The 18,181-nt window shown below is 63.8% G+C and carries 16 protein-coding genes and 2 pseudogenes; 5 read left to right on the forward strand and 13 right to left on the reverse strand.

Annotated elements, in window-relative coordinates:
- Window positions 1-194 precede the first annotated feature (194 nt).
- The 3 genes from ACZIRK_RS02640 to ACZIRK_RS02650 are packed head-to-tail and all read left to right on the forward strand — an operon-like array spanning window position 195 to window position 3,286.
- Window positions 195-647, forward strand: coding sequence for a (2Fe-2S)-binding protein (locus ACZIRK_RS02640; RefSeq protein ID WP_130225903.1), 453 nt, complete (start codon window positions 195-197; stop codon window positions 645-647).
- 1 nt (window position 648) lies between these two features.
- On the forward strand, window positions 649-2,967 hold the full coding sequence (locus ACZIRK_RS02645; RefSeq protein ID WP_130225902.1) for a xanthine dehydrogenase family protein molybdopterin-binding subunit: 2,319 nt from the start codon (window positions 649-651) through the stop codon (window positions 2,965-2,967).
- A 55-nt stretch (window positions 2,968-3,022) separates the two neighbouring features.
- Window positions 3,023-3,286, forward strand: a complete 264-nt coding sequence (locus ACZIRK_RS02650; RefSeq protein ID WP_130225901.1) for a hypothetical protein — start codon at window positions 3,023-3,025, stop codon at window positions 3,284-3,286.
- A gap of 69 nt (window positions 3,287-3,355) precedes the next feature.
- Here ACZIRK_RS02650 and ACZIRK_RS02655 read toward each other — a convergent pair whose 3' ends face one another.
- From ACZIRK_RS02655 to ACZIRK_RS02670, 4 genes and pseudogenes are all read right to left on the reverse strand, one after another.
- A complete protein-coding gene (locus ACZIRK_RS02655; RefSeq protein WP_463326930.1) occupies window positions 3,356-5,083 on the reverse strand; it encodes a methanol/ethanol family PQQ-dependent dehydrogenase in 1,728 nt (575 codons plus the stop codon).
- Window positions 5,084-5,177: 94 nt separating this feature from the next.
- A complete protein-coding gene (locus ACZIRK_RS02660) occupies window positions 5,178-5,753 on the reverse strand; it encodes a QcrA and Rieske domain-containing protein (RefSeq protein WP_349645072.1) in 576 nt (191 codons plus the stop codon).
- 707 nt (window positions 5,754-6,460) lie between these two features.
- Window positions 6,461-6,913, reverse strand: a pseudogene (locus tag ACZIRK_RS02665) (YncE family protein); the annotation flags it as partial.
- Between the two features lie 84 nt (window positions 6,914-6,997).
- Window positions 6,998-7,405, reverse strand: a pseudogene (locus ACZIRK_RS02670) (DUF305 domain-containing protein); the annotation flags it as partial.
- Window positions 7,406-7,579: 174 nt separating this feature from the next.
- Here ACZIRK_RS02670 and ACZIRK_RS02675 point away from each other — a divergent pair.
- On the forward strand, window positions 7,580-8,296 hold the full coding sequence (locus ACZIRK_RS02675; protein ID WP_130225898.1) for an AraC family transcriptional regulator: 717 nt from the start codon (window positions 7,580-7,582) through the stop codon (window positions 8,294-8,296).
- Between the two features lie 135 nt (window positions 8,297-8,431).
- Entirely contained in the window at window positions 8,432-8,887 is a 456-nt protein-coding gene (locus tag ACZIRK_RS02680; protein ID WP_130225897.1) for a DMT family transporter, read from the forward strand.
- A 50-nt stretch (window positions 8,888-8,937) separates the two neighbouring features.
- On the opposite strand, the gene ACZIRK_RS02685 is transcribed toward ACZIRK_RS02680, so the two are convergent.
- The 9 genes from ACZIRK_RS02685 to ACZIRK_RS02725 all read right to left on the reverse strand — a co-directional run bounded on the left by ACZIRK_RS02685 (window position 8,938) and on the right by ACZIRK_RS02725 (window position 18,037).
- Window positions 8,938-11,178: a xanthine dehydrogenase family protein molybdopterin-binding subunit gene (locus tag ACZIRK_RS02685; RefSeq protein ID WP_130225896.1), complete on the reverse strand. Its 2,241-nt coding sequence runs from the start codon at window positions 11,176-11,178 to the stop codon at window positions 8,938-8,940.
- The gene (locus ACZIRK_RS02690; protein ID WP_130225895.1) at window positions 11,175-11,639 is read right to left on the reverse strand and encodes a (2Fe-2S)-binding protein; all 465 of its coding nucleotides are present in this window, start codon (window positions 11,637-11,639) and stop codon (window positions 11,175-11,177) included. The genes ACZIRK_RS02685 and ACZIRK_RS02690 overlap by 4 nt, the downstream gene beginning before the upstream one ends.
- A gap of 281 nt (window positions 11,640-11,920) precedes the next feature.
- The gene (locus ACZIRK_RS02695) at window positions 11,921-12,220 is read right to left on the reverse strand and encodes a hypothetical protein (protein WP_130225894.1); all 300 of its coding nucleotides are present in this window, start codon (window positions 12,218-12,220) and stop codon (window positions 11,921-11,923) included.
- Window positions 12,217-12,501, reverse strand: a complete 285-nt coding sequence (gene minE, locus ACZIRK_RS02700; protein ID WP_028162659.1) for a cell division topological specificity factor MinE — start codon at window positions 12,499-12,501, stop codon at window positions 12,217-12,219. The genes ACZIRK_RS02695 and minE overlap by 4 nt, the downstream gene beginning before the upstream one ends.
- Window positions 12,501-13,316: a septum site-determining protein MinD gene (gene minD, locus ACZIRK_RS02705; protein WP_130225893.1), complete on the reverse strand. Its 816-nt coding sequence runs from the start codon at window positions 13,314-13,316 to the stop codon at window positions 12,501-12,503. The genes minE and minD overlap by 1 nt, the downstream gene beginning before the upstream one ends.
- Window positions 13,317-13,337: 21 nt before the next feature.
- Window positions 13,338-14,039 (reverse strand): septum site-determining protein MinC, encoded by a 702-nt coding sequence (minC, locus tag ACZIRK_RS02710; RefSeq protein ID WP_130225892.1) that lies wholly within the window; start codon window positions 14,037-14,039, stop codon window positions 13,338-13,340.
- A gap of 185 nt (window positions 14,040-14,224) precedes the next feature.
- Window positions 14,225-15,091 carry an aromatic ring-hydroxylating dioxygenase subunit alpha gene (locus tag ACZIRK_RS02715; protein WP_463326931.1) on the reverse strand — a complete coding sequence of 289 codons (867 nt, stop codon included), beginning with the start codon at window positions 15,089-15,091 and terminating at the stop codon, window positions 14,225-14,227.
- Complete coding sequence (locus tag ACZIRK_RS02720; RefSeq protein WP_130225890.1) at window positions 15,075-16,481, reverse strand: amidohydrolase family protein; 1,407 nt, start codon at window positions 16,479-16,481, stop codon at window positions 15,075-15,077. The genes ACZIRK_RS02715 and ACZIRK_RS02720 overlap by 17 nt, the downstream gene beginning before the upstream one ends.
- The gene (locus ACZIRK_RS02725) at window positions 16,478-18,037 is read right to left on the reverse strand and encodes a GMC family oxidoreductase (protein ID WP_130225889.1); all 1,560 of its coding nucleotides are present in this window, start codon (window positions 18,035-18,037) and stop codon (window positions 16,478-16,480) included. The genes ACZIRK_RS02720 and ACZIRK_RS02725 overlap by 4 nt, the downstream gene beginning before the upstream one ends.
- Between the last annotated feature and the right edge of the window lie 144 nt (window positions 18,038-18,181).

The raw sequence follows: 18,181 nt of genomic DNA on the forward strand, positions 1-18,181 counted from the left end.
GGCGGCGCATTTCATTTGAACATAGCAAAGGAGCAGCCGGACACGGACTACCGATCGTGCAACGGGCTCTCCTTAAACATCTCCAAGGACCTGCCCGCCGCACGAGACCCAGAAGTGGTCGCGAGCGCAGGGAGAAATATGTTCTCGCTCGTGGCCTGCAGACATCAACAGCTTAAGAAGAGCGAGGGACGATCATGGTCAAGTTGAAGATTAATGGTCAGGAACAGAATTGGGATGGCGATCCCGATCTTCCGCTACTCTGGTTCATCCGTGACGAAGTCGGGCTCACCGGCACCAAATTCGGTTGCGGTCAGGCGCTGTGCGGCTCCTGCACCGTGATCATAGACAAGCAGGCGGTGCGCGCCTGCATCACCTCGGTGTCGGATGCGGCCGGCCGCGAGATCACCACCATCGAGGGCCTGCACCCGACCGGCGATCACCCGGTGCAGAAGGCCTGGCGGCAGGTCAACGTGCCGCAATGCGGCTATTGCCAGGCCGGCCAGATCATGCAGGCCGCCGCGCTGTTGGCGGACAATCCAAAACCGTCGCACGACCAAATCCGCGAAGCCATGTCCGGCAACATCTGCCGCTGCGGCTGCTACCAGCGGATCGAGAACGCGGTTCATCTCGCATCGACGGGGGTGTGACATGAATATCCTCACCAATCCCAACAAGCTTCGCGGTTTCGAGAAGCACATCAAGATCGAGAACGTTTCGCGCCGCAGCATCCTGAAGACCTTAGGGCTGGCCGGCGGGTTCGTGCTCGCTGCACCTGTGATGATACGTCCGAGCTTTGCCTACGACACCGGCGCGGGGAAGATGCCGCACGGCGTCGTGGTCGACCCGCGTGTCTTCGTCTCGATCGCGCCTGACGGCATCGTCACGATCGTCGCGCACCGCTCCGAGATGGGAACCGGTGTGCGCACTAGCCTGCCGCTGATCGTGGCCGAAGAGCTTGAAGCCGACTGGTCGCGCGTCCGCGTCCAGCAGGCGCATGGCGATGAGGTCAAGTTCGGCAACCAGGACACCGACGGCTCGCGCAGCACGCGGCACTATCTGATCCCGATGCGCCAGATCGGCGCCTCGGCTCGCACCATGCTGGAGCAGGCCGCGGCGAAACGCTGGGGCGTGCCAGCGGGCGAGGTGAAGGCCGCCAATCACGAAGTCGTCCACAGCGCAAGCGGGCGCAAGCTCGGCTTCGGCGAGCTGGCGGCCGATGCGGCAAAGGAGTCGGTTCCAAGCATCGAAGGCCTGAAGCTCAAGAACCCAAAGGACTTCCGCTACCTCGGCAAGGGCGAGATCAGCATTGTCGACCTGCACGACATCACGACGGGTGCGGCCCGTTATGGCGCCGACGTGCGGCTGCCCGGCATGAAGTATGCCGTCATCGCGCGTCCGCCGGTGACCGGCGGCAAGCTCGCCTCCTTCGACCCCGCCGACGCGCTGAAGGTCTCCGGCGTCGAGAAGGTGATGGAAGTGAGGGGATGGCCGTGGCCGTCGAAATTCCAGCCGCTCGGCGGGGTGGCCGTGATCGCACGCAACACCGGCGCGGCGATCAAGGGCTGCAACGCGCTGAAGGTGACCTGGGAGGACGGCGCCAATGCCAAATACGACTCGGTCGCCTATCGTGCCGAGCTCGAGGCAGCCGCGCGCAAGCCAGGCCTCATCGTACGCAAGGAAGGCGACGTCGAGGCGGCGTTAAAGAGCGCCGACAAGGTCATCGTCGGCGAGTACTATCTGCCCCATTTCGCCCATGCCAGCATGGAACCGCCGGTCGCGGTCGCCAACGTCAAGGGCGACAAGGCGGAGGTCTGGGCCCCCGTGCAGAGCCCGGGCGGAACGCGCGAGGACGTCGCCAAGACGCTCGGCATTCCCGAGGAGAACGTGACCGTCAACGTCACGCTGCTCGGCGGCGGTTTCGGGCGCAAGTCGAAATGCGACTTCGCGCTTGAGGCCGTGCTGCTCTCGAAGGAGCTCGGGGTGCCCGTGAAGGTGCAGTGGACGCGCGAAGACGATGTGCGCCACGACTTCCTCCACACCGTCTCGGTCGAGCGGATCGAGGCCGGTCTCGACAAGAGTGGCAAGGTGATCGCCTGGCGCCATCGCAGCGTGGCTCCATCGATCGCCTCGACGTTCGCCGCCGGGACCGTTCACCAGGCGCCGTTCGAGCTCGGCATGGGATTGATCGACAATCCGTTCGAGATCGCCAACCTGCAGTGCGAGAATCCGGAAGCGGCCGCACATACCCGCATCGGCTGGTTCCGTTCGGTCTCGAACATCCCGCGCGCGTTCGCGGTGCAGTCCATGGTCGCCGAAATCGCCCAGGCCACCAACCGCGATCCGAAGGATATGCTGCTGGAGCTGATCGGTTCGCCGCGAATCGTCAATCTGTCCTCGGTGAAGGATCCCTGGAACTACGGCGAGCCCTATGACAGCTACCCGATCGACACCGCGCGGCTTCGCAAGGTGGTCGAAGTGGTTGCCGACAAGGGCGGCTGGGGACGCTCCGTGCCCAAGGGCCATGGCCTCGGCATCGCGGTGCACAGGAGCTTCGTCAGCTACATCGCGACCATCATCGAGGTGGCTGTCGACGACAAGGGCAAGCTGACGGTGCCAAGGGTCGACACCGCGATCGACTGCGGCACCTATGTCAACCCCGAGCGTATCCAGTCGCAGATCGAGGGCGCGGCGATCATGGGCCTGAGCCTCGCCAAATATGGCGAGGTCACCTTCAAGGACGGCAAGGTGCAGCAGGGCAATTTCGACGATTACCCGGTAATCCGGATCGACGAATCCCCTGCCGTGACCAATGTCTACATCGTGCCGCCCGCCAGCCCCGATACGCCCCCGAGCGGCGTCGGCGAACCCGGCGTCCCCCCGTTCGCGCCGGCGCTGATCAACGCGATCTTCGCCGCGACCGGAAAACGTATCCGGGCGATGCCGATCGGCAAGCAACTGGAGGCATGAGGCGGAACGCAAGCTCGCACCAACCGTTTCATCGATCTGGAGAGGAGACAGATCGATGAAACACAATTTCCCGGCGCTCGCGGTGTCGCTACTGGCGGGCGCCTTTCTTTTGAATACGCAGGCGGCGAACGCACAAGCGAACACGTCACCACCTGCAACTGCCACCCGGCCGGCGAAGACGCCCGCAGAGCAGAATTCCCTGCCGAACAACGCCCCACCGGCGACCACCAACCAGACCACGGGCGAAGCCAGCCGCGACCCGACGATCAAGAAGATGAACGAGGACGAGAAGGCGAAGGTCGACAACAAAGGCAAGTAATTTCCTGTTCCTAATAAAGAACGGCGGACCTTTCGGTCCGCCGCTTTGTCCCCCCGCTCCGCCGCGGCGCTATTTCTTGACCGCGAACACCCAGACGACGCCGCCCTGGGGAACGTTGTTCTCCACGCCGACATTCTGGGTGGCCAAGGCATCCTGGATGCGCTGCGCGTCGACGCCCCAGCCCGACTGGATCGCGATATATTGCGTGCCGTCGACCTCATAGGACATCGGCATGCCCATGATGCCGGAATTGGTCTTCTGCTCCCACAGCAGCTCGCCACTCTTGGCATCGAAGGCGCGGAAGTTGCGATCGTTGGTGCCTCCGGCAAAGACCAGATCACCCGCGGTCGCGAGCACCGAACCGAACAGTTGCGATTTCGGGAAGGTGTGCGACCAGACCTTCTTGCCGCTGGCTGGATCCCAAGCCTGCAACTCGCCCATGTGAGTGGCGCCGGGGCGCACGGTCAGACCGATATCCTCCGGCTTGGTGCCGAGCCAGAGCTGGCCGGGAACCAGCGGCGTTTTCTCGCCGGAGAAGCCGCCGCAGAAGTTCTCGTTGGCGGGAACGTAGACGAGCTTGGTCTTCTGGCTATAGGCCGCCGACGGCCAATCCTTGCCGCCCCACAGCGACGGACAGAATTCGACCCGCTTGCCAAGCACCGGCTTGTGCTCGGGATCGACGATCGGCCTGCCGGTCTCCTTCTCGATGCCCTTCCAGACATTGGTGTACACGAACGGCCAGCCGGTCACATAGTTGATGCGATCGGGCTTTGCTTCGAGAACCCAGAAGATCGCATCGCGCCCGGGGTGAATGAGCGCCTTGAACGGACGGCCTTCCCGTTCCACGTTGACCAGGATCGGCGCTTCAACCTCGTCCCAATCCCAGGAATCGTTCTGGTGATACTGGAAGTGGGTCTTGATCTTGCCGGTGTCCGGATCGAGCGCGAGCACTGAGCTGGTGTAGAGGTTGTCGCCAGCATGCGCCGAGCCGGGCCATGGTGCGGCGTTGCCGACGCCCCAATAGATCGTCTTCGTGTCCTTGTCGTAATTGCCGGTCATCCAGGCCGATCCGCCGCCGGTCTTCCAGTCGTCGCCGCTCCACGTCTCGCTGCCGGGCTCGCCGGGGGCGGGAATAGTGAAGGTCCGCCACAGCTCCTTGCCGCTATTGGCGTCATATGCGACGACATAACCACGGACTCCGAATTCGCCGCCGGAGCCGCCGACGATGACCTTGCCGTCGACGATCAGCGGCATCAGGGTCATATACTGGCCCTTCTTGTAATCCTGCACCTTCGTATCCCAAACCACCTTGCCGGTCTTGGCATCGAGCGCAACCACATGGTCATCCGTCGTGGCGAGATAGAGCTTGTCCTGCCACAGGCCGACGCCGCGGCTGGTCGGATGCAGCTGGAACAGGTCCTCGGGAAGCTGCCGCTTGTAGCGCCAATATTCGTCGCCGGTCTTGGCGTCGAGCGCGATCACCTGCCCCATCGGGGTTGCAACGAACATCACGCCGTTGTTGACGATCGGCGGCGCCTCGTGGCCTTCGATCACGCCGGTGGAGAAGGTCCATACCGGCGTCAGGCTCTTGACGTTCGAGGTGTTGATCTGCTCGAGCGGGCTATAGCCCTGCCCGTCATAGGTCCGCCGATACAGCATCCAGTTGCCCGGCTCGGGATTTTCGAGACGCGCCGAGGTCACCGGGCTGTAATTCTCGATCGGGCCAGCCACCGCGGCGGTTGAGACAAGGCACGCGAACGCCGCTGCACTCGTAAGAAGCCATTGTTTCCTGCTCATTAGATGCTACCTCCCTGCTCTGTTTTTCATTTACGACCTTTCGCAACTTTTAGTTGCATAACTCCAATTCGTTCGCGTTGCCTGATCCTTCGCCTCAAACACCTACCTTTCCTACGAACGCCGCAGACACTGTGAGCGAACCGTCAGTAAGAGCCAACGGAAGCGCCGCCAGACGACGGGTTGCCGGCCCGAACACGACGTCCGCGTTGTGCCGCGGGTCATATTCGGAATTATGGCAAAAACACTTGAGGACCTTCTGGTCGCTTTCGGCCGCCTTCACCCAACCGGTGATCGGACATCCGGCATGCGCGCAGATCACTGAATAGGCGACGATGCCGTCGGCCGAACGCGCGCGCGTGTCATCATCGAGTTCATCGGGATTTAGCCTGATGACGAGCACTTCATTCAAACGCGAACCTTTGCGGACCACCGAGGTGGCGGGATCCTTCGGCCAGGCGCGTACCGGAGGGCCGCCTAGCTTGAGGTCGTCGGACTTGATGACTTGGCCGGCGCGGTCGCCTTCGGCGATAACGAGGAGATCGCCCTTCTTCGGCCGATCGCTGCTGCCGGGCTGATCCTCTTGCGCCGCAACAGGCGAGGCGGCCGCAACGCAGGCGCCGGTGGCAAGAACCTTCAGAAGCGAACGACGTGTCTGGTCTGGATGGTGCATCTCGAGTTCCATCTTGAGTTGAGGTGTAACACCGAGCTTGAATTCAGACCCGGTGCAAATGAGCGCCGGAACTCTGCCGAAAACAAGGCAATCAATGACTCCGTTGCAGCGGGTGGTTTTTTCTCTTGCCGTTCGTTGTCGACAGCAGCCGCGATGCTCAAGCCCTCATCACATCACGCGCGAGCAGCAATGCAATGATGATTTTTCGGATCAGGTTGGACGCTCCTGAATTTGTGCGGCGCGCCAAGGAACGTGTGCGATGCGGATGCAGGTGAGAGCGTCGAACGTATTAGCCCGCTAACACATCCGCGCTCACGCTCGCGAGAGACGCGCGATTGTAGGGTGGGCTAAGCGCAGCGTGCCTACCATCAGCACTCCGCTCGCAATGGTAGGCCTGCTGCGCTTAGCCCACCCTACGACGCTGCATTCACATCGTCATATGTGGACGGCCCCAATTGGCAAGCACCTTTTGAAGTATCGAACGAGCTGGTCTGCTTCGGTCATATGTCCGGCCTGTTGGTGCGGGCTTATGACCGCTGGCCCTGATGAAATCCGATTGCCGTGGCCCCTATCATTGCGACGAGCTTGGCGGCTCGTGACGTTGTCGGGGTGTCCATGGCTTTCGGTGGTGACCGTATCGCTCATCACTTCTTTCGTGCTTACCAAACGTAACCCGGCATACTCCGTTGGAGTGCTGTTTGCGATGGTGAGATGTAATTCTCGCCGCGCACGGTGACCCAGGCCTCGCGGCCATCGAGCGTAAAGAATGCTTCATGCGGCGATCGGCCGACATAGGTCACATGCTTGGCGGCATTGGTCGCGGTGTCGATGAAGGTTACCGAGTTCGATCCGATCGAGACCACCGCCAGGGTGCGATGATCGGGCGAATAGCCCATTCCGTGGACCAGAACCTGCCCCTTGTAGAGCGGGCTGAAGTTAACGGGTTGCGGATCGCCCAACCTGATCACGCCGAGGAGCTTGTTATCGAGGGGGTCCGTCACCGAGACCGTATTCGAGAATTGCTCCGCCGCGTAAACGCGGTCGTGATGGCTGATCGGCACATCGGGCGCGGACAGCGCGCCGGGCGCTTGTCCTGCCCACGCGGCGGAACAGGTCGCAAGCATCGTACCGGCAAGGAGAAGGCTTTTCCAGATCGTCATGGTTTGCTCCTACTTCTTCGTTCCCGATGACATGTCCATCGGCATGCCTGAGTGGTGATGTTCGACCGGTGTCGAAGCCGGTTACTGTTGTGTGGGAGCAGGCGCGGCATCCGTCACCGGCTGACCGATCGCAAGCTTCATAGCCGCGATTTCCTGCATCTGATCGACGATGATCTCCTGCGCGATGCGCCGTAACTGTTCGTTCTTGCCGTAGCGCAATTCGCTGATCGCCATGTCGATCGCGCCTTGATGATGAGGGGACATCATCGCCACAAAATCGCGATCGACATCGCCGGTCGGCTTGATCTCCATGTCGTTCATCATCCTGGTCATCGCAGCCTCGTTCTCTTTCCAAAACGGAGCCTCGTCGGCGGCAACTGCCGGCTGCGCAGGCTGGTGGGCTTCGTGCGCAAGCACATGCGACGGAAGAGAAAGCGCGATGAGAAGGCGCGCGCCAAGAACCGCAGTGCCTGGACCTGGTCTCGGAAGCATGCCTGACAGTGCCGTCACGGCGCCGTGAAACGATGGCCTACGCATTCTGGCCTCCATATTGATTGGGTTGTGGGGGTGTGACGCGTGCAGGCGCGTCTTATTCCGAAGGGCTGCCAAACGGGCCGATCACATAAACGTTGGCGCTCAGAACCGAATGGCAGTAGATGAACCAATATGGAGCGTCTTTTCCTCAACAGTGATGTGCCAGCCACGTCCAGCGGCAGATGGACCTATTGGCGCCCAATGGCGGAGCACGTTGTAGAGCTGGGCACCCTGCACGGTCGCGAGGTAGGTCTGCCGACGCATTTCCACGACGAGAACCAGATCACGTTCGTTCTTTCCGGCAGGCGAAGATTTGTCGTTGAAGGCAACGTCATCGATCTTGCTGCTGGCCAGGGCACGCTGATTCCTGCCGGCATTCCTCATCGTTCCATCGCAGAACCTGCCGGAGTGGTCTGCCTTAATGCCTATGTCCCCGCGGGGAGATATGCGGTCGGCCCGATGTTGAAGGAAATCGAACGCCAGTGGCGCAAATCCGATCAAGTTCGATGGAACGACCTCATTGCAGTGATCCGCGAACACCGCCAGGATGAGATGCTGGCCAGCCCTGCCGCGCCCGTTCGCACCATCTGCGATAAACCCGTCGGAGAGATCGCGGCGCGAATGGGAATGAGCCGTGAAGGCTTTTCCCGCATGTTCACCCGGCGTGCCGGTATGCCTCCTCACGCCTTCAGGCTCGCGAGCAGGCTCAATCGGGCGCGCAAATTGCTGCGTGCCGGTGAGACCATTGCCGCGGTCGCGGCGGAAACCGGGTTCGCCGACCAGAGCCATCTCGGTCGATGGTTCCGGCGGATCTTTGGCGTTACGCCGGGCCAATACCGCTTGGGCTGAGCCTGTCACAAACATTCCAGACGCGCCGATCCGGCTCCCTTAATGGAGGCGCGATAGAGCGCGGAGAGCCAGTCACTCGACTGCGGCGATAGCCACTCATGGCACCGGCTCATACCCATTTGATGAGGTGGTGCGATGCCAGGAGGCTATGTCAACGTGTTGTTCTGTCTCGTGGTGGTGGGCGCGGGAGTCAGCGTCGCATTCCAGCAAGTTCTCAACTCGAACCTCCGGACAGAGCTGGACTCCCCCTGGTGGGCAGGGTTCATCAGCTATCTCGTCGGCACGATAGTCATGCTGGCGGCTGCTACAATCTCCGATCAACCATGGCTGTCGGCCGCCATGGTCGTGCGCACCTCCTTCATTTCATGGGCAGGCGGCATCTTCGGTGCGATCTTCATCGGAACCGCTATTCTTATGGTGCCTCGCCTCGGTGCCGCGACAGTGCTTGCCTTGATTGTCGTCGGTCAAATGATCGGATCACTGGCTTTCGATCATTTCGGCGTTCTTGGTATTCCGCAACATTCAGCAAACCCGGTCCGGCTCGCCGGTGCAGCCCTTCTCGTTCTCGGCGTCACTTTGGTCCGTTTCTGATTGACGGAGCGAATACTGACTTCGGCTGGGTTCGGAACAACGAGGCGCGGCTACACGAAATCGATGTGCTTGTTCAGCGGCAACTCGCGGATGCGCTTGCCGGTGGCGGCGAAGATGGCGTTGGCGAGTGCTGGCGCGGCGGGAGGAACCGGGGGCTCGCCGATGCCGCGGATCGGGCTGCCGTTGTCGACGGCGCGCACTTCGATCGCCGGCGCCTGATTGAGGCGCAAGCCTTGGTAGGCGTCGAAGTTCGTCTGCTCGGCGACGCCGTCCTTGAAGGTCAGTTCGCAATTGACGGCGTGGCCCAATCCCCAGATCACAGCGCCCTGAACCTGGTTCTCGAAATTGGTCGGGTCCAGCACCTTGCCGACATCGGCGGCGACGAACACCTTGTCGATCCGGATGCCGCGCGGCGTGTTCGAGACTTCCACGACCTCGGCCACCGGCACGCCGAATGACAGCGTGAACGCGATGCCGCGGCCGCGATCCTTGCCTGTAGCGCTGCCCCATTTCGACATCTCGCCCACGGTGGCAAGCACTCTGCGCGACGGCTCGTGCCAGCATAGCCGGATCAGTTCCTGCAGCGGATCGGCGCCCGCCGCGTGGATCAACTCGTCGAGGAAGCCATTGTGCAGGAAGCCGTTTGCCGACGCGCCGACCGAGCGCCAGGAGCTCACCGGCACCAACTCCGGCACGCGATAGCCGGTGACGCGATAATGCGGAATCCGGAACGGCTGGTCCCAGGCCCCCGCCACGATCGCGATATCAGGTCCGAAGGTCGGCATCTGCAGCCGCCCGATCTGAGAGGCTGTCACCGACGGACAGGCGACCTTGAGGTCATAGGCTTCGACCTTGCCATCCCTGACCGCGCCGCGCATGCGCGCCATGCCGAGCGGGCGCGGGAAGTCGTGGGTCATGTCCTCTTCGCGCCTCCAGGTCATCTTGATCGGAGATCCGGGATGCGCCTTTGCGAGCTCGACCGCCTGGCGGACATAATCGTCCTCGAGGCGCCGGCCAAAGCTGCCGCCCGACATCAGCGAATGAAGGTGAATCTTGTCAGGTGCGAGCCCACTGACTTCGGCCGCCGCCGCCACCAAGAACAGCGGCATCTGCGTGGCCGTCCAGATATCGAGCCGTCCGTCCTTGAGCTGGACCACGGCGTTCATCGGCTCGAGCGGCGCATGCGCGAGATATGGCACCTTGTATTCGGCCGCGATCGCGCCATCGCCCTGCAGCGCCGTCTCGACATCGCCCTCATCCTTGAGCCGGCTATCCTGGCGCTCGCCTGTGAAGGACGCCGCGACCGTCTCGAACATCGCTGCGCTGGATGGAGGATAGGGCGCCGGGCCCCAATCGCATTTGATCAATTCCGCCGCCTGGAAGGCACGCCAGGTGTTGTCGGCGATCACGCCGACGCCGCCGCTGATCGGCACGACCGCAATGACACCCCTCGCCTTCTCCGCCGCGCTCGCGTCATATCCCTTGATGCCGCCGCCGATGGAAGGATTGGCGCGAACCGTCGCGTAGACCATGCCGGGCATGCTGATATCGATGCCGAACGTGGCTGTGCCGGTCGACTTCGCGACGATGTCGATGCGCTGCATCGGCTTGCCGAGATAGCGCCACTCCGACTCCGGCTTCAGCCGGACCTTGCGCGGCGGTTCGATCTTGGCGGCTTCCGCTGCCAGCGACGCGTAGCTCAGCGCCTCGCCGCGCGGCGTGATCACGCTGCCGTCCCTGGTCTTCAACTGGTGCTTTGGAATTCCGGTCTGCATCGCTGCCGCCTGCAACAGGACTTCGCGAGCAGCCGCGCCGGCAATGCGCATCTTCTCATAGGCATCGGCAACCGACGACGATCCACCGGTGATCTGCAGCCCCAGGAACTTGCTCACCGCGTCGCCCACGACGCGCGCGGAGCGCGCCTTGATGCTGTCGTCGGTTGCCGGAACGGGAAGGCCCTCGGCGGCGGCGATGCCGTTATAGTACGCGCTGCTCGGCGGTCCGAAATCGATCCTGATGTCGTTCCAGGCGATATCGAGCTCCTCGGCGACCAAAGCCGCAAGCACTGACGCGACACCCTGTCCGAGATCGGCGCGCGGCGTGATGATGGTGACGCCGGCCTGGTCGATGCGCACGTAAGGCGTCAGCGCCGCTTGCCCGTCGCCAAGCTCCTTCAGCAGCGGATTGATCGGCTCGCGCTTATAGGCATAGACGCCGAACGCGACGCCGCCTGCGATCACAGCAGTACCGATCAGGAAGGTGCGCCGCGCGATGGTGCCGGCCCTGCTCATGTCGGGCGGCCTTTGAGTTCACGCGCTGCGGTCTTGATCGCAGCGCGGATGCGCGGATAAGTACCGCAGCGGCACAGATTGCCGGACATCGCCTCATCGATATCGTCGTCGCTCGGATTGCCGTTCGCGCTGAGCAGCGCGGCGGCCGACATGATCTGGCCGGATTGGCAGTAGCCGCATTGCGCGACCTGATGCTCGACCCACGCCTTTTGGACCGCATGCAGCGCCGCCGGTGTGCCTAATCCTTCGATCGTGATGACGTCGGCTTTGACGTCGCCGACCGGCAGTGAGCAGGAACGCACCGGCTCACCACCGACATGCACTGTGCAGGCCCCGCACATCGCAATGCCGCAGCCATATTTGGGACCGGTGACGTCAAGCACGTCGCGCAAGACCCACAGCAGGGGCATCTCGTCTTCGACGTCAACCTCATGCGTCCTGCCGTTGACGATGAGCTGCATGCGACCTCCGGAACCCGTGCGATGACGATCCTCGATCGCATGCGCATTTTCTCTGCCGCTCTGGTCAGAGCAACAGCAGCCTATGCCAAAGCCCTGGCTCTGTCATAGCGGTTCGGGGGCAGTTCACACACGCGTGTGCGCGTTGCGCGGCATCAAGCCGCATGCAATCGTAGCCCGGGTGGAGCGAAGCGTAACCCGGGGACCGCCGGCAAACGAGGATACAGGCGTCCCGGTTGCGCTTCGCTTCACCCGGGCTACGAAAGTATCAGGCTACGGAAGCGTCAGGCGCGGCGGCGCTGCGGCGTGGTGCCATTAGCGTCCCAGTGGCTCCAGCTCACGCTTGCGAGGCTTCGCCCGTCGGTGGCCAGCGGCCGCTTGGTTCGCCGCTCGTAATCGCCGATGCAGCGCTCCGCTTCCATGATCTTCCGCTTCAGCTCGCTGATCGCTTGCTCGGTTTTTCGGTTGAAAGTCGGGATAGCGGCCCCCCCGAACCGGGCGATTTCCAATTCCTTGAGCGCAGCGCGGTGCTTCCTGACCTGCGCCCGTTGCCAGGCAATATGGCTATCGCTGTCCGCCGTCATGTTGCAGCCACCAGCTTGGATCGTTGCGCGGCATTGGGCACTTCGATGTCAACCTCGAGCATCGAGACAAATTTGCCCCGATCCAGCTTGACCACGACCTTCTCCGGATCGAGATCCACATGCTTGGAAACCACGGCGAGGATTTCGGAGCGCAGCAGCTCCAACAGTTCGGGCGCGCCGCTGCCACCCACCCCGCGTTCATGCGCAAGCAGGATCTGCAGCCGTTCCCGCGCGACTGGCGCGGAGCCGGAGCGGCCGCTCATAAGCCGCAGGAGATTCATCATGCCGCCCTCCGTCGTAATAGCCTGTTCATCAGTCCCTTGCGTTCAACCGGCACCGTCATGGGCACCGTCTCGCCCATCAGGCGGCGTACAGCGTCCATATAGGCGCGGGACGGCGCGCTGTTCGTGCTGTTCAGCGTGACCGGGCAACCGACATTGGATGCGCGCAGCACGTCCTGGCTTTCGGGGATGATGCCGAGCAGCGGCGTCGCAAGGATCTCCAGGATATCGTCGATCGAGAGCATCTCGCCGCGCGAGGCGCGCGAGGCGTCGTACCGGGTGACCAGGAGGTGCTTCTCGACCCGCTCGCCCCGCTCTGCTTTGGCGGTTTTCGAATCCAGCATGCCGATGATGCGGTCGGAGTCGCGCACCGAGGAGACTTCGGGATTGGTGACGATGACCGCCTCGTCCGCATAGCGCATCGCCAGCGTCGCGCCGCGCTCGATGCCGGCCGGGCTGTCGCACAGGATCCAGTCGAACTTGGTCCTAAGCTCGTTGATGACCCGCCGCACGCCCTCATCCGTGAGCGCGTCCTTGTCGCGGGTTTGCGACGCCGGAATCAGCCACAGATTCTCCAGGCGCTTGTCGCGGATCAGCGCCTGCGAGAGCTTGGCGACGCCCTGCACCACGTTGATGAGGTCGAACACGACCCGCCGTTCCGCGCCCATCACCAGGTCGAGGTTGCGCAAGCCGACATCGAAGTCGATCACGACAACGCTTTGTCCGGCTTGCGCAAGAGCCGCACCGAGCGCAGCCGTGGACGTCGTCTTGCCGACGCCTCCCTTCCCAGACGTCACGACCAAAACCTTGGCCATTTTCTCTCCTCCTTTGGTCGATCAATTCAGCGCTGTGATTTTGAGGGAATCGTCTTCGAGCCACGCCTGGGCCGGCCGGCTGCGCAGGCTTTCGCCGATGTCCTCTGCGGTCTGGTAGTAGCCATCGATGGCCAGTAGTTCGGCTTCGATCCTCTGGCAGAAGATCCGTGCCGATGAATTGCCGTTGATGCCGGCCATCGCCCGGCCGCGCAGCGTTCCATAGACATGAATGGAACCGCCGGCGACGATTTCGGCGCCCGAGCCGACCGAGCCCAGCACGGTGACATCGCCATCCGTGAACACGATCGACTGGCCGGAACGCACCGGCTGGTCGAGCAGCAGCGATGTCTGTTTCGGCTTCGCCGGCTTGGTTTGCGGCTTTGGCGGCTCAGACTGCGGGAGCCCGCAGGGCCGGCCGCCCGTGAGCAGCGGCGGCAGGCTGTTGGTGAGATGGTCGGGGCTGACGCCCTCGATGCCGAGCACGCGGATGTTGCGCTGCTCGAGGTTGGCGACGAGATGCTGGATCGCGCTCTGGCTGAGGTCCAGCGCCGAGAGGTCGAGCACCACCGGCTTGCCGACGAAGAATCCGGGTGAACGGGCGAGCGTCGCGTCGATTTCCCCGAGCCAGTTCATGATCGGGACCACGGGGGTAAACACGAACGCAACGTAGGATCGGCCCCGCATGCGGACCAGTTGACGGTTTGACTGCACAGGTGCGTCCATCGCGGCCGACTCAGCTCCTTTTCGAATGGTTAATGATCGGTAGCCATGGTTAATCATCCGTTAACGGCCCTGTCATTCCACGGAATAAAGGCATAAAAGGCCTGTCCCGGCGGACCGGAGGGCAACAGCATGACGAGGCGGCCGGCGAATCAGTGCCGTAGCCCGCCTATAGAGATCTCAGGAGATCATGGCGATCCGGCGATGATGCCGAAGCGCAGGCCCTTTTCCTTGAGCCACCGGCGATAGGCGACGGAGGAGCCGTCGGCCCGGGTCGGGATTTCCGCGCGCGGCTCGAGCGGCAGCCGCAGGGGACGCTGGTTCTCGACGATGATGCGGTCCTGCGAAAAGATCACCTGCTCGAACTTCAGCATGTCGTTGTAGGCCGACTGCGCATCGACCAGGAACATCACCGGCTGGGCGCGGCACAGTTCCTCCTCGATCGGCTGGATGAACAGCGCGATCGCATCGAGCCGCGAGGGAGCCGAGGGGCAGACCCGGTAGAGCATCACCGTGAACGGCGACGGCACGCGGTAGGTGAGCTGCACGAAATCGCCTGATGATTCCGTCACCGCGATGCGCGGCTGGAAGAAGCGGCAATTACTCGCCCAGACCTCGTCGACGTCGCGGCGGATCTCGCTCACATAGCTCGGCACCTCCGTGTGCGGCACGGCGCCGAGGATGTCGTGATGGACGTAAGGGAAATGCGCCATGTCGAGGAAATTCTCGATCACCCGCGGCGCGGAAGTGCGCATCTTGACCCAGCTGCAAATCACGAAACGGCGGTCCTCCTCCGCGGCCTCGGCGATGTCGAAGATCTCGCGCCGCGGCTGGCCGAGCGTGGTCCAGAGGCAGCCATAGCGCTCGCGGGTCGGCAGCGGCGCGGCCGGTGTACCCGCGACGATTTCCCGTACGCGCGGGGCGCCATCGGCGTCGCAGTCGATGATCAGATCCTGGCCGAGCAGGCGCGTGAGGCGCGGCGTTGCCGTCACCTCGGACAATGTCTCGATCGCGTACCATTCGTTCAGCGCGACGGGATCAGTGGTCTTGGCCATCGCCTCCCCCAGCCGCGCCGGTCCACTGCACCGAGCCGTGGACGTGCTCGGCGAGCCAGGCGGCGCGGCGCGCGAACAATCCCGGCGCCACCTCGTGAACGTGATCGATCAGCGCGCGCAGATCGGCTGTCTTCAACCGGCCGTCCTCGACGACGATCCGGCCGTCGACCATTGTCAGCGCGACATCGCCGCCGCGCACGGCGTGCACCAGATTGTGCTGCAGGTTGAAATAGGGTCCCTCGCCGAACAGCGGCGTCATCCGCGGCGTGTCGGTGCGCACCGCGATCAGGTCGGCCTTCTTGCCGATTTCGAGCGAGCCGATCTCGTGGTCGAGGCCGATGGCGCGCGCGCCCAGGATCGTGCCCATCCGCAGCGCGGTCCAGGAATCCAGCGCTGCGGCATTGAGCGACTTCAGCTTGCCGAGCAGCGAGGCCGCCTTCATCTCCTCGAACATGTCGAGATTGTTGTTCTCCTTCTCACCGTCGGTGCCGAGGCCGACGGCGAGGCCAGCCTGCAGCATCGCCTCGACCTGCGCGATGCCGCTGGCGAGCTTCATGTTGCTGACGGGATTGTGCGCGACCGAAACGCCGCGGCGGGCGAGCAGCGCGATCTCGGCGTCGTCGAGCCAGACCGCATGCGCGATCATCGCCCGCGGCGTCTCGAACAAGCCGAGATCGTCGAGCACGAACATCGGCCGCTTGCCGTAGCGCTTCTCGAACTCGGCGACCTCGATCGAGGCCTCGCTGCAATGGGTGTGGAAACCAGTGCGCTGGCGTTTCGCCATCTCGACCGCGCGGCGTTGCGCGGCTTCGTCGGCATAGAAGAGATGCTCGAGCCCGACCCAGACGGAGATGCGACCGTCCTCCTTGCCGTGCCAGCTCTCGATCATCCGTTCGTTGTCGTCGAGCGTGTCGAAATAATTGTAGTCCGGATGCTCGCCGACATAGGGCACCGCGACGAGGCGGTTGCCGATGGCGCTGGCCGCGCGTGCGCTGCCATCCATGAAGCGCCACATGTCGACCGTCGTGGTGGTGCCGGAGAGCACGCTCTCGGCGTAGCAGAGATAGGACGCGGCCTCCGCCTCGTGCGGCCGGAGCACGCGATGCATCGGATTGATGTGCAGGCGCAACCAGTCCCACACCGGCAGGTGCTCGGCGGTGCCGCGCAGGAAGCCGGAATGCATGTGGCAGTTCACCAGCCCCGGCATCACCAGGCAGTTCTTGAGGTAAGTGACCTCGGCCGCCGGCTCGGCGGCACAGAGCGCGTTGCTCTTGCCCACCGCAGCAATGCGGGCGCCGCGCACCAGCACCGCGCCGTCGGAGATAACACGGTTGGCTTCGTCCATGGTGAGAACGAAGTCGGCGGCGATGATCTGGTCCTTTGCGTTCATGCCGCCTGCTCTGCAGGTTTCATGCCGGTGATCAAATCGGCGGCGCGCTCGCCGATCATCACCACGGGCGCATGGGTATTGCAGGACGGGATGATCGGGATCACCGAGGCATCCGCGATGCGGAGGCCCTCGACGCCGCGCACCCGCAACTCCGGGTCGACCACGGCGCGCTCGCCTACGCCCATCGCGCAGGTGCCGCAGGTGTGGAAGAAGGTCGAGCAGCTCATGCGGATGAACGCGATCTTCTCGCTGCGCGATAGCAGACGGGTGGGCGCGGCCGGCGCCGCGATGAGATCGGCGAAGGCCTTGGTAGCAGAGAGTTCCATGATGGTGTCGATGCCGGCGATCAGCGCCTCGAGGTCGGCGGGCTCGGCGAGGAAGTTCGGCTGCAGCTCGATCGCCGCACCCGGCTCGGCGCTGTTGAGCCGCATGCGGCCGATGCTGGCCGAGCCCATCAAGCCCGGCGACATCGCGAAGATGTCGCCGGAGAGATCGTAACCCGCGGCAACCTCATCGTTGGCGTGACGGCCCTGCACGACGAAAGCGTGGAGATCGGGCGCGGCGAGCGTGGCAGCGCTCTTCCAGTTCATCATGCTGCCGCCGCCATTGTCGCGGACCGGCCCGAGCGGCGCCTTGGCGCGAAAATTCATGCCCATCAGCAGCGGATGGTCCTGCAGATTCTCGCCGACGCCTGCGAGGTCGGCAATGACTGATACGCCGAGCCGCGCGAGTTCCTCCGCCGGACCGATGCCGCTCATGAGGAGCAGCCGCGGCGTGTCGATCGCGCCGAGCGCCAGGATGATCTCGGAGTCCGCACGCGTCTCAACGATGGCGCCGTCGATGATCGCGCGCACCGCGCGGGCGCGGCGGCCCTCGAACAAAAGACCGATCGCGAGCGCGTTGGTGCGGATGGTGAGATTATTCCGCTCCGCCACGGGGCGGAGATAGCCGCGCGCCGCGCTCCAGCGCTTGCCTTCGCCGACGTTGAGATTGGCGAGGCTGGCGCCCTCATTGCTCGCGCCGTTCGGATCGTCGATCACGGGGATGCCGAGTTCGGCGGCGCCCGCGAGCATGGCGAGCGCGATCGGATGCGGATCGCGCGGCCGCTCGATGCGCAAAGGACCGCCGGCACCGCGACAGTCGGAGGCGCCGCCCTCCCAATCCTCAGCTCGCTGGAAGTAAGGCAGCACGGAACGGAAATTCCATCCCACAGCGCCCGCTGCCTCCCAGGCATCATAGTCGGAGGGGTGGCCGCGGTACCACAGCATCGCGTTGAGGCTCGACGATCCCCCGAGCACGCGGCCGCGCGGAATCGCGATGCTGCGATCGTTCAACTCGCGCTGCGGCGCGTAGCGATAACCCCAGTCGTAGGGGCCGCCGAGCAGCGCGGTCCAGTTCGCGGCATCCTCGATCGCGGCGATGCCGGCATCCGACGGTCCGGCTTCGAGCAGCAGCACACTCGCATCGCTGCGTTCGGCCAGCCGCCGCGCCACCACCGCGCCGCCGGACCCGCCACCGAGCACGATGTAATCATAGGCGGGGAGGAGCGCGGTCATGGCTGTTGCATTCTTGGCTCAATGGGTCCGCTTGCGCGTGTCACCTCTCCCCATCGGGGAAAGGTCGCGCCCAACGGGTCGCGCCGAAGGCGCGCCCGATGACAGGCTCCGGCGCGGGTGAGGGGCCGCCGGTCCGACGAGAGA

The sequence above is a fragment of the Bradyrhizobium sp. Leo114 genome (genome assembly GCF_055229415.2).

Excerpts from the sequence above, each read along its gene's own strand:
- ACZIRK_RS02680 (WP_130225897.1), top strand. The coding sequence starts at position 8,432 with ATGCCAGGAGGCTATGTCAACGTGTTGTTCTGTCTCGTGGTGGTGGGC.
- ACZIRK_RS02660 (WP_349645072.1), bottom strand. The coding sequence starts at position 5,753 with ATGCACCATCCAGACCAGACACGTCGTTCGCTTCTGAAGGTTCTTGCC.
- ACZIRK_RS02695 (WP_130225894.1), bottom strand. The coding sequence starts at position 12,220 with ATGACGGCGGACAGCGATAGCCATATTGCCTGGCAACGGGCGCAGGTC.
- ACZIRK_RS02640 (WP_130225903.1), top strand. The coding sequence starts at position 195 with ATGGTCAAGTTGAAGATTAATGGTCAGGAACAGAATTGGGATGGCGAT.
- minC (WP_130225892.1), bottom strand. The coding sequence starts at position 14,039 with ATGGACGCACCTGTGCAGTCAAACCGTCAACTGGTCCGCATGCGGGGC.
- ACZIRK_RS02645 (WP_130225902.1), top strand. The coding sequence starts at position 649 with ATGAATATCCTCACCAATCCCAACAAGCTTCGCGGTTTCGAGAAGCAC.
- ACZIRK_RS02725 (WP_130225889.1), bottom strand. The coding sequence starts at position 18,037 with ATGACCGCGCTCCTCCCCGCCTATGATTACATCGTGCTCGGTGGCGGG.
- ACZIRK_RS02690 (WP_130225895.1), bottom strand. The coding sequence starts at position 11,639 with ATGCAGCTCATCGTCAACGGCAGGACGCATGAGGTTGACGTCGAAGAC.
- ACZIRK_RS02685 (WP_130225896.1), bottom strand. The coding sequence starts at position 11,178 with ATGAGCAGGGCCGGCACCATCGCGCGGCGCACCTTCCTGATCGGTACT.
- ACZIRK_RS02720 (WP_130225890.1), bottom strand. The coding sequence starts at position 16,481 with ATGAACGCAAAGGACCAGATCATCGCCGCCGACTTCGTTCTCACCATG.
- ACZIRK_RS02655 (WP_463326930.1), bottom strand. The coding sequence starts at position 5,083 with ATGAGCAGGAAACAATGGCTTCTTACGAGTGCAGCGGCGTTCGCGTGC.
- minE (WP_028162659.1), bottom strand. The coding sequence starts at position 12,501 with ATGAATCTCCTGCGGCTTATGAGCGGCCGCTCCGGCTCCGCGCCAGTC.
- ACZIRK_RS02715 (WP_463326931.1), bottom strand. The coding sequence starts at position 15,091 with ATGGCCAAGACCACTGATCCCGTCGCGCTGAACGAATGGTACGCGATC.
- minD (WP_130225893.1), bottom strand. The coding sequence starts at position 13,316 with ATGGCCAAGGTTTTGGTCGTGACGTCTGGGAAGGGAGGCGTCGGCAAG.
- ACZIRK_RS02650 (WP_130225901.1), top strand. The coding sequence starts at position 3,023 with ATGAAACACAATTTCCCGGCGCTCGCGGTGTCGCTACTGGCGGGCGCC.
- ACZIRK_RS02675 (WP_130225898.1), top strand. The coding sequence starts at position 7,580 with ATGGAGCGTCTTTTCCTCAACAGTGATGTGCCAGCCACGTCCAGCGGC.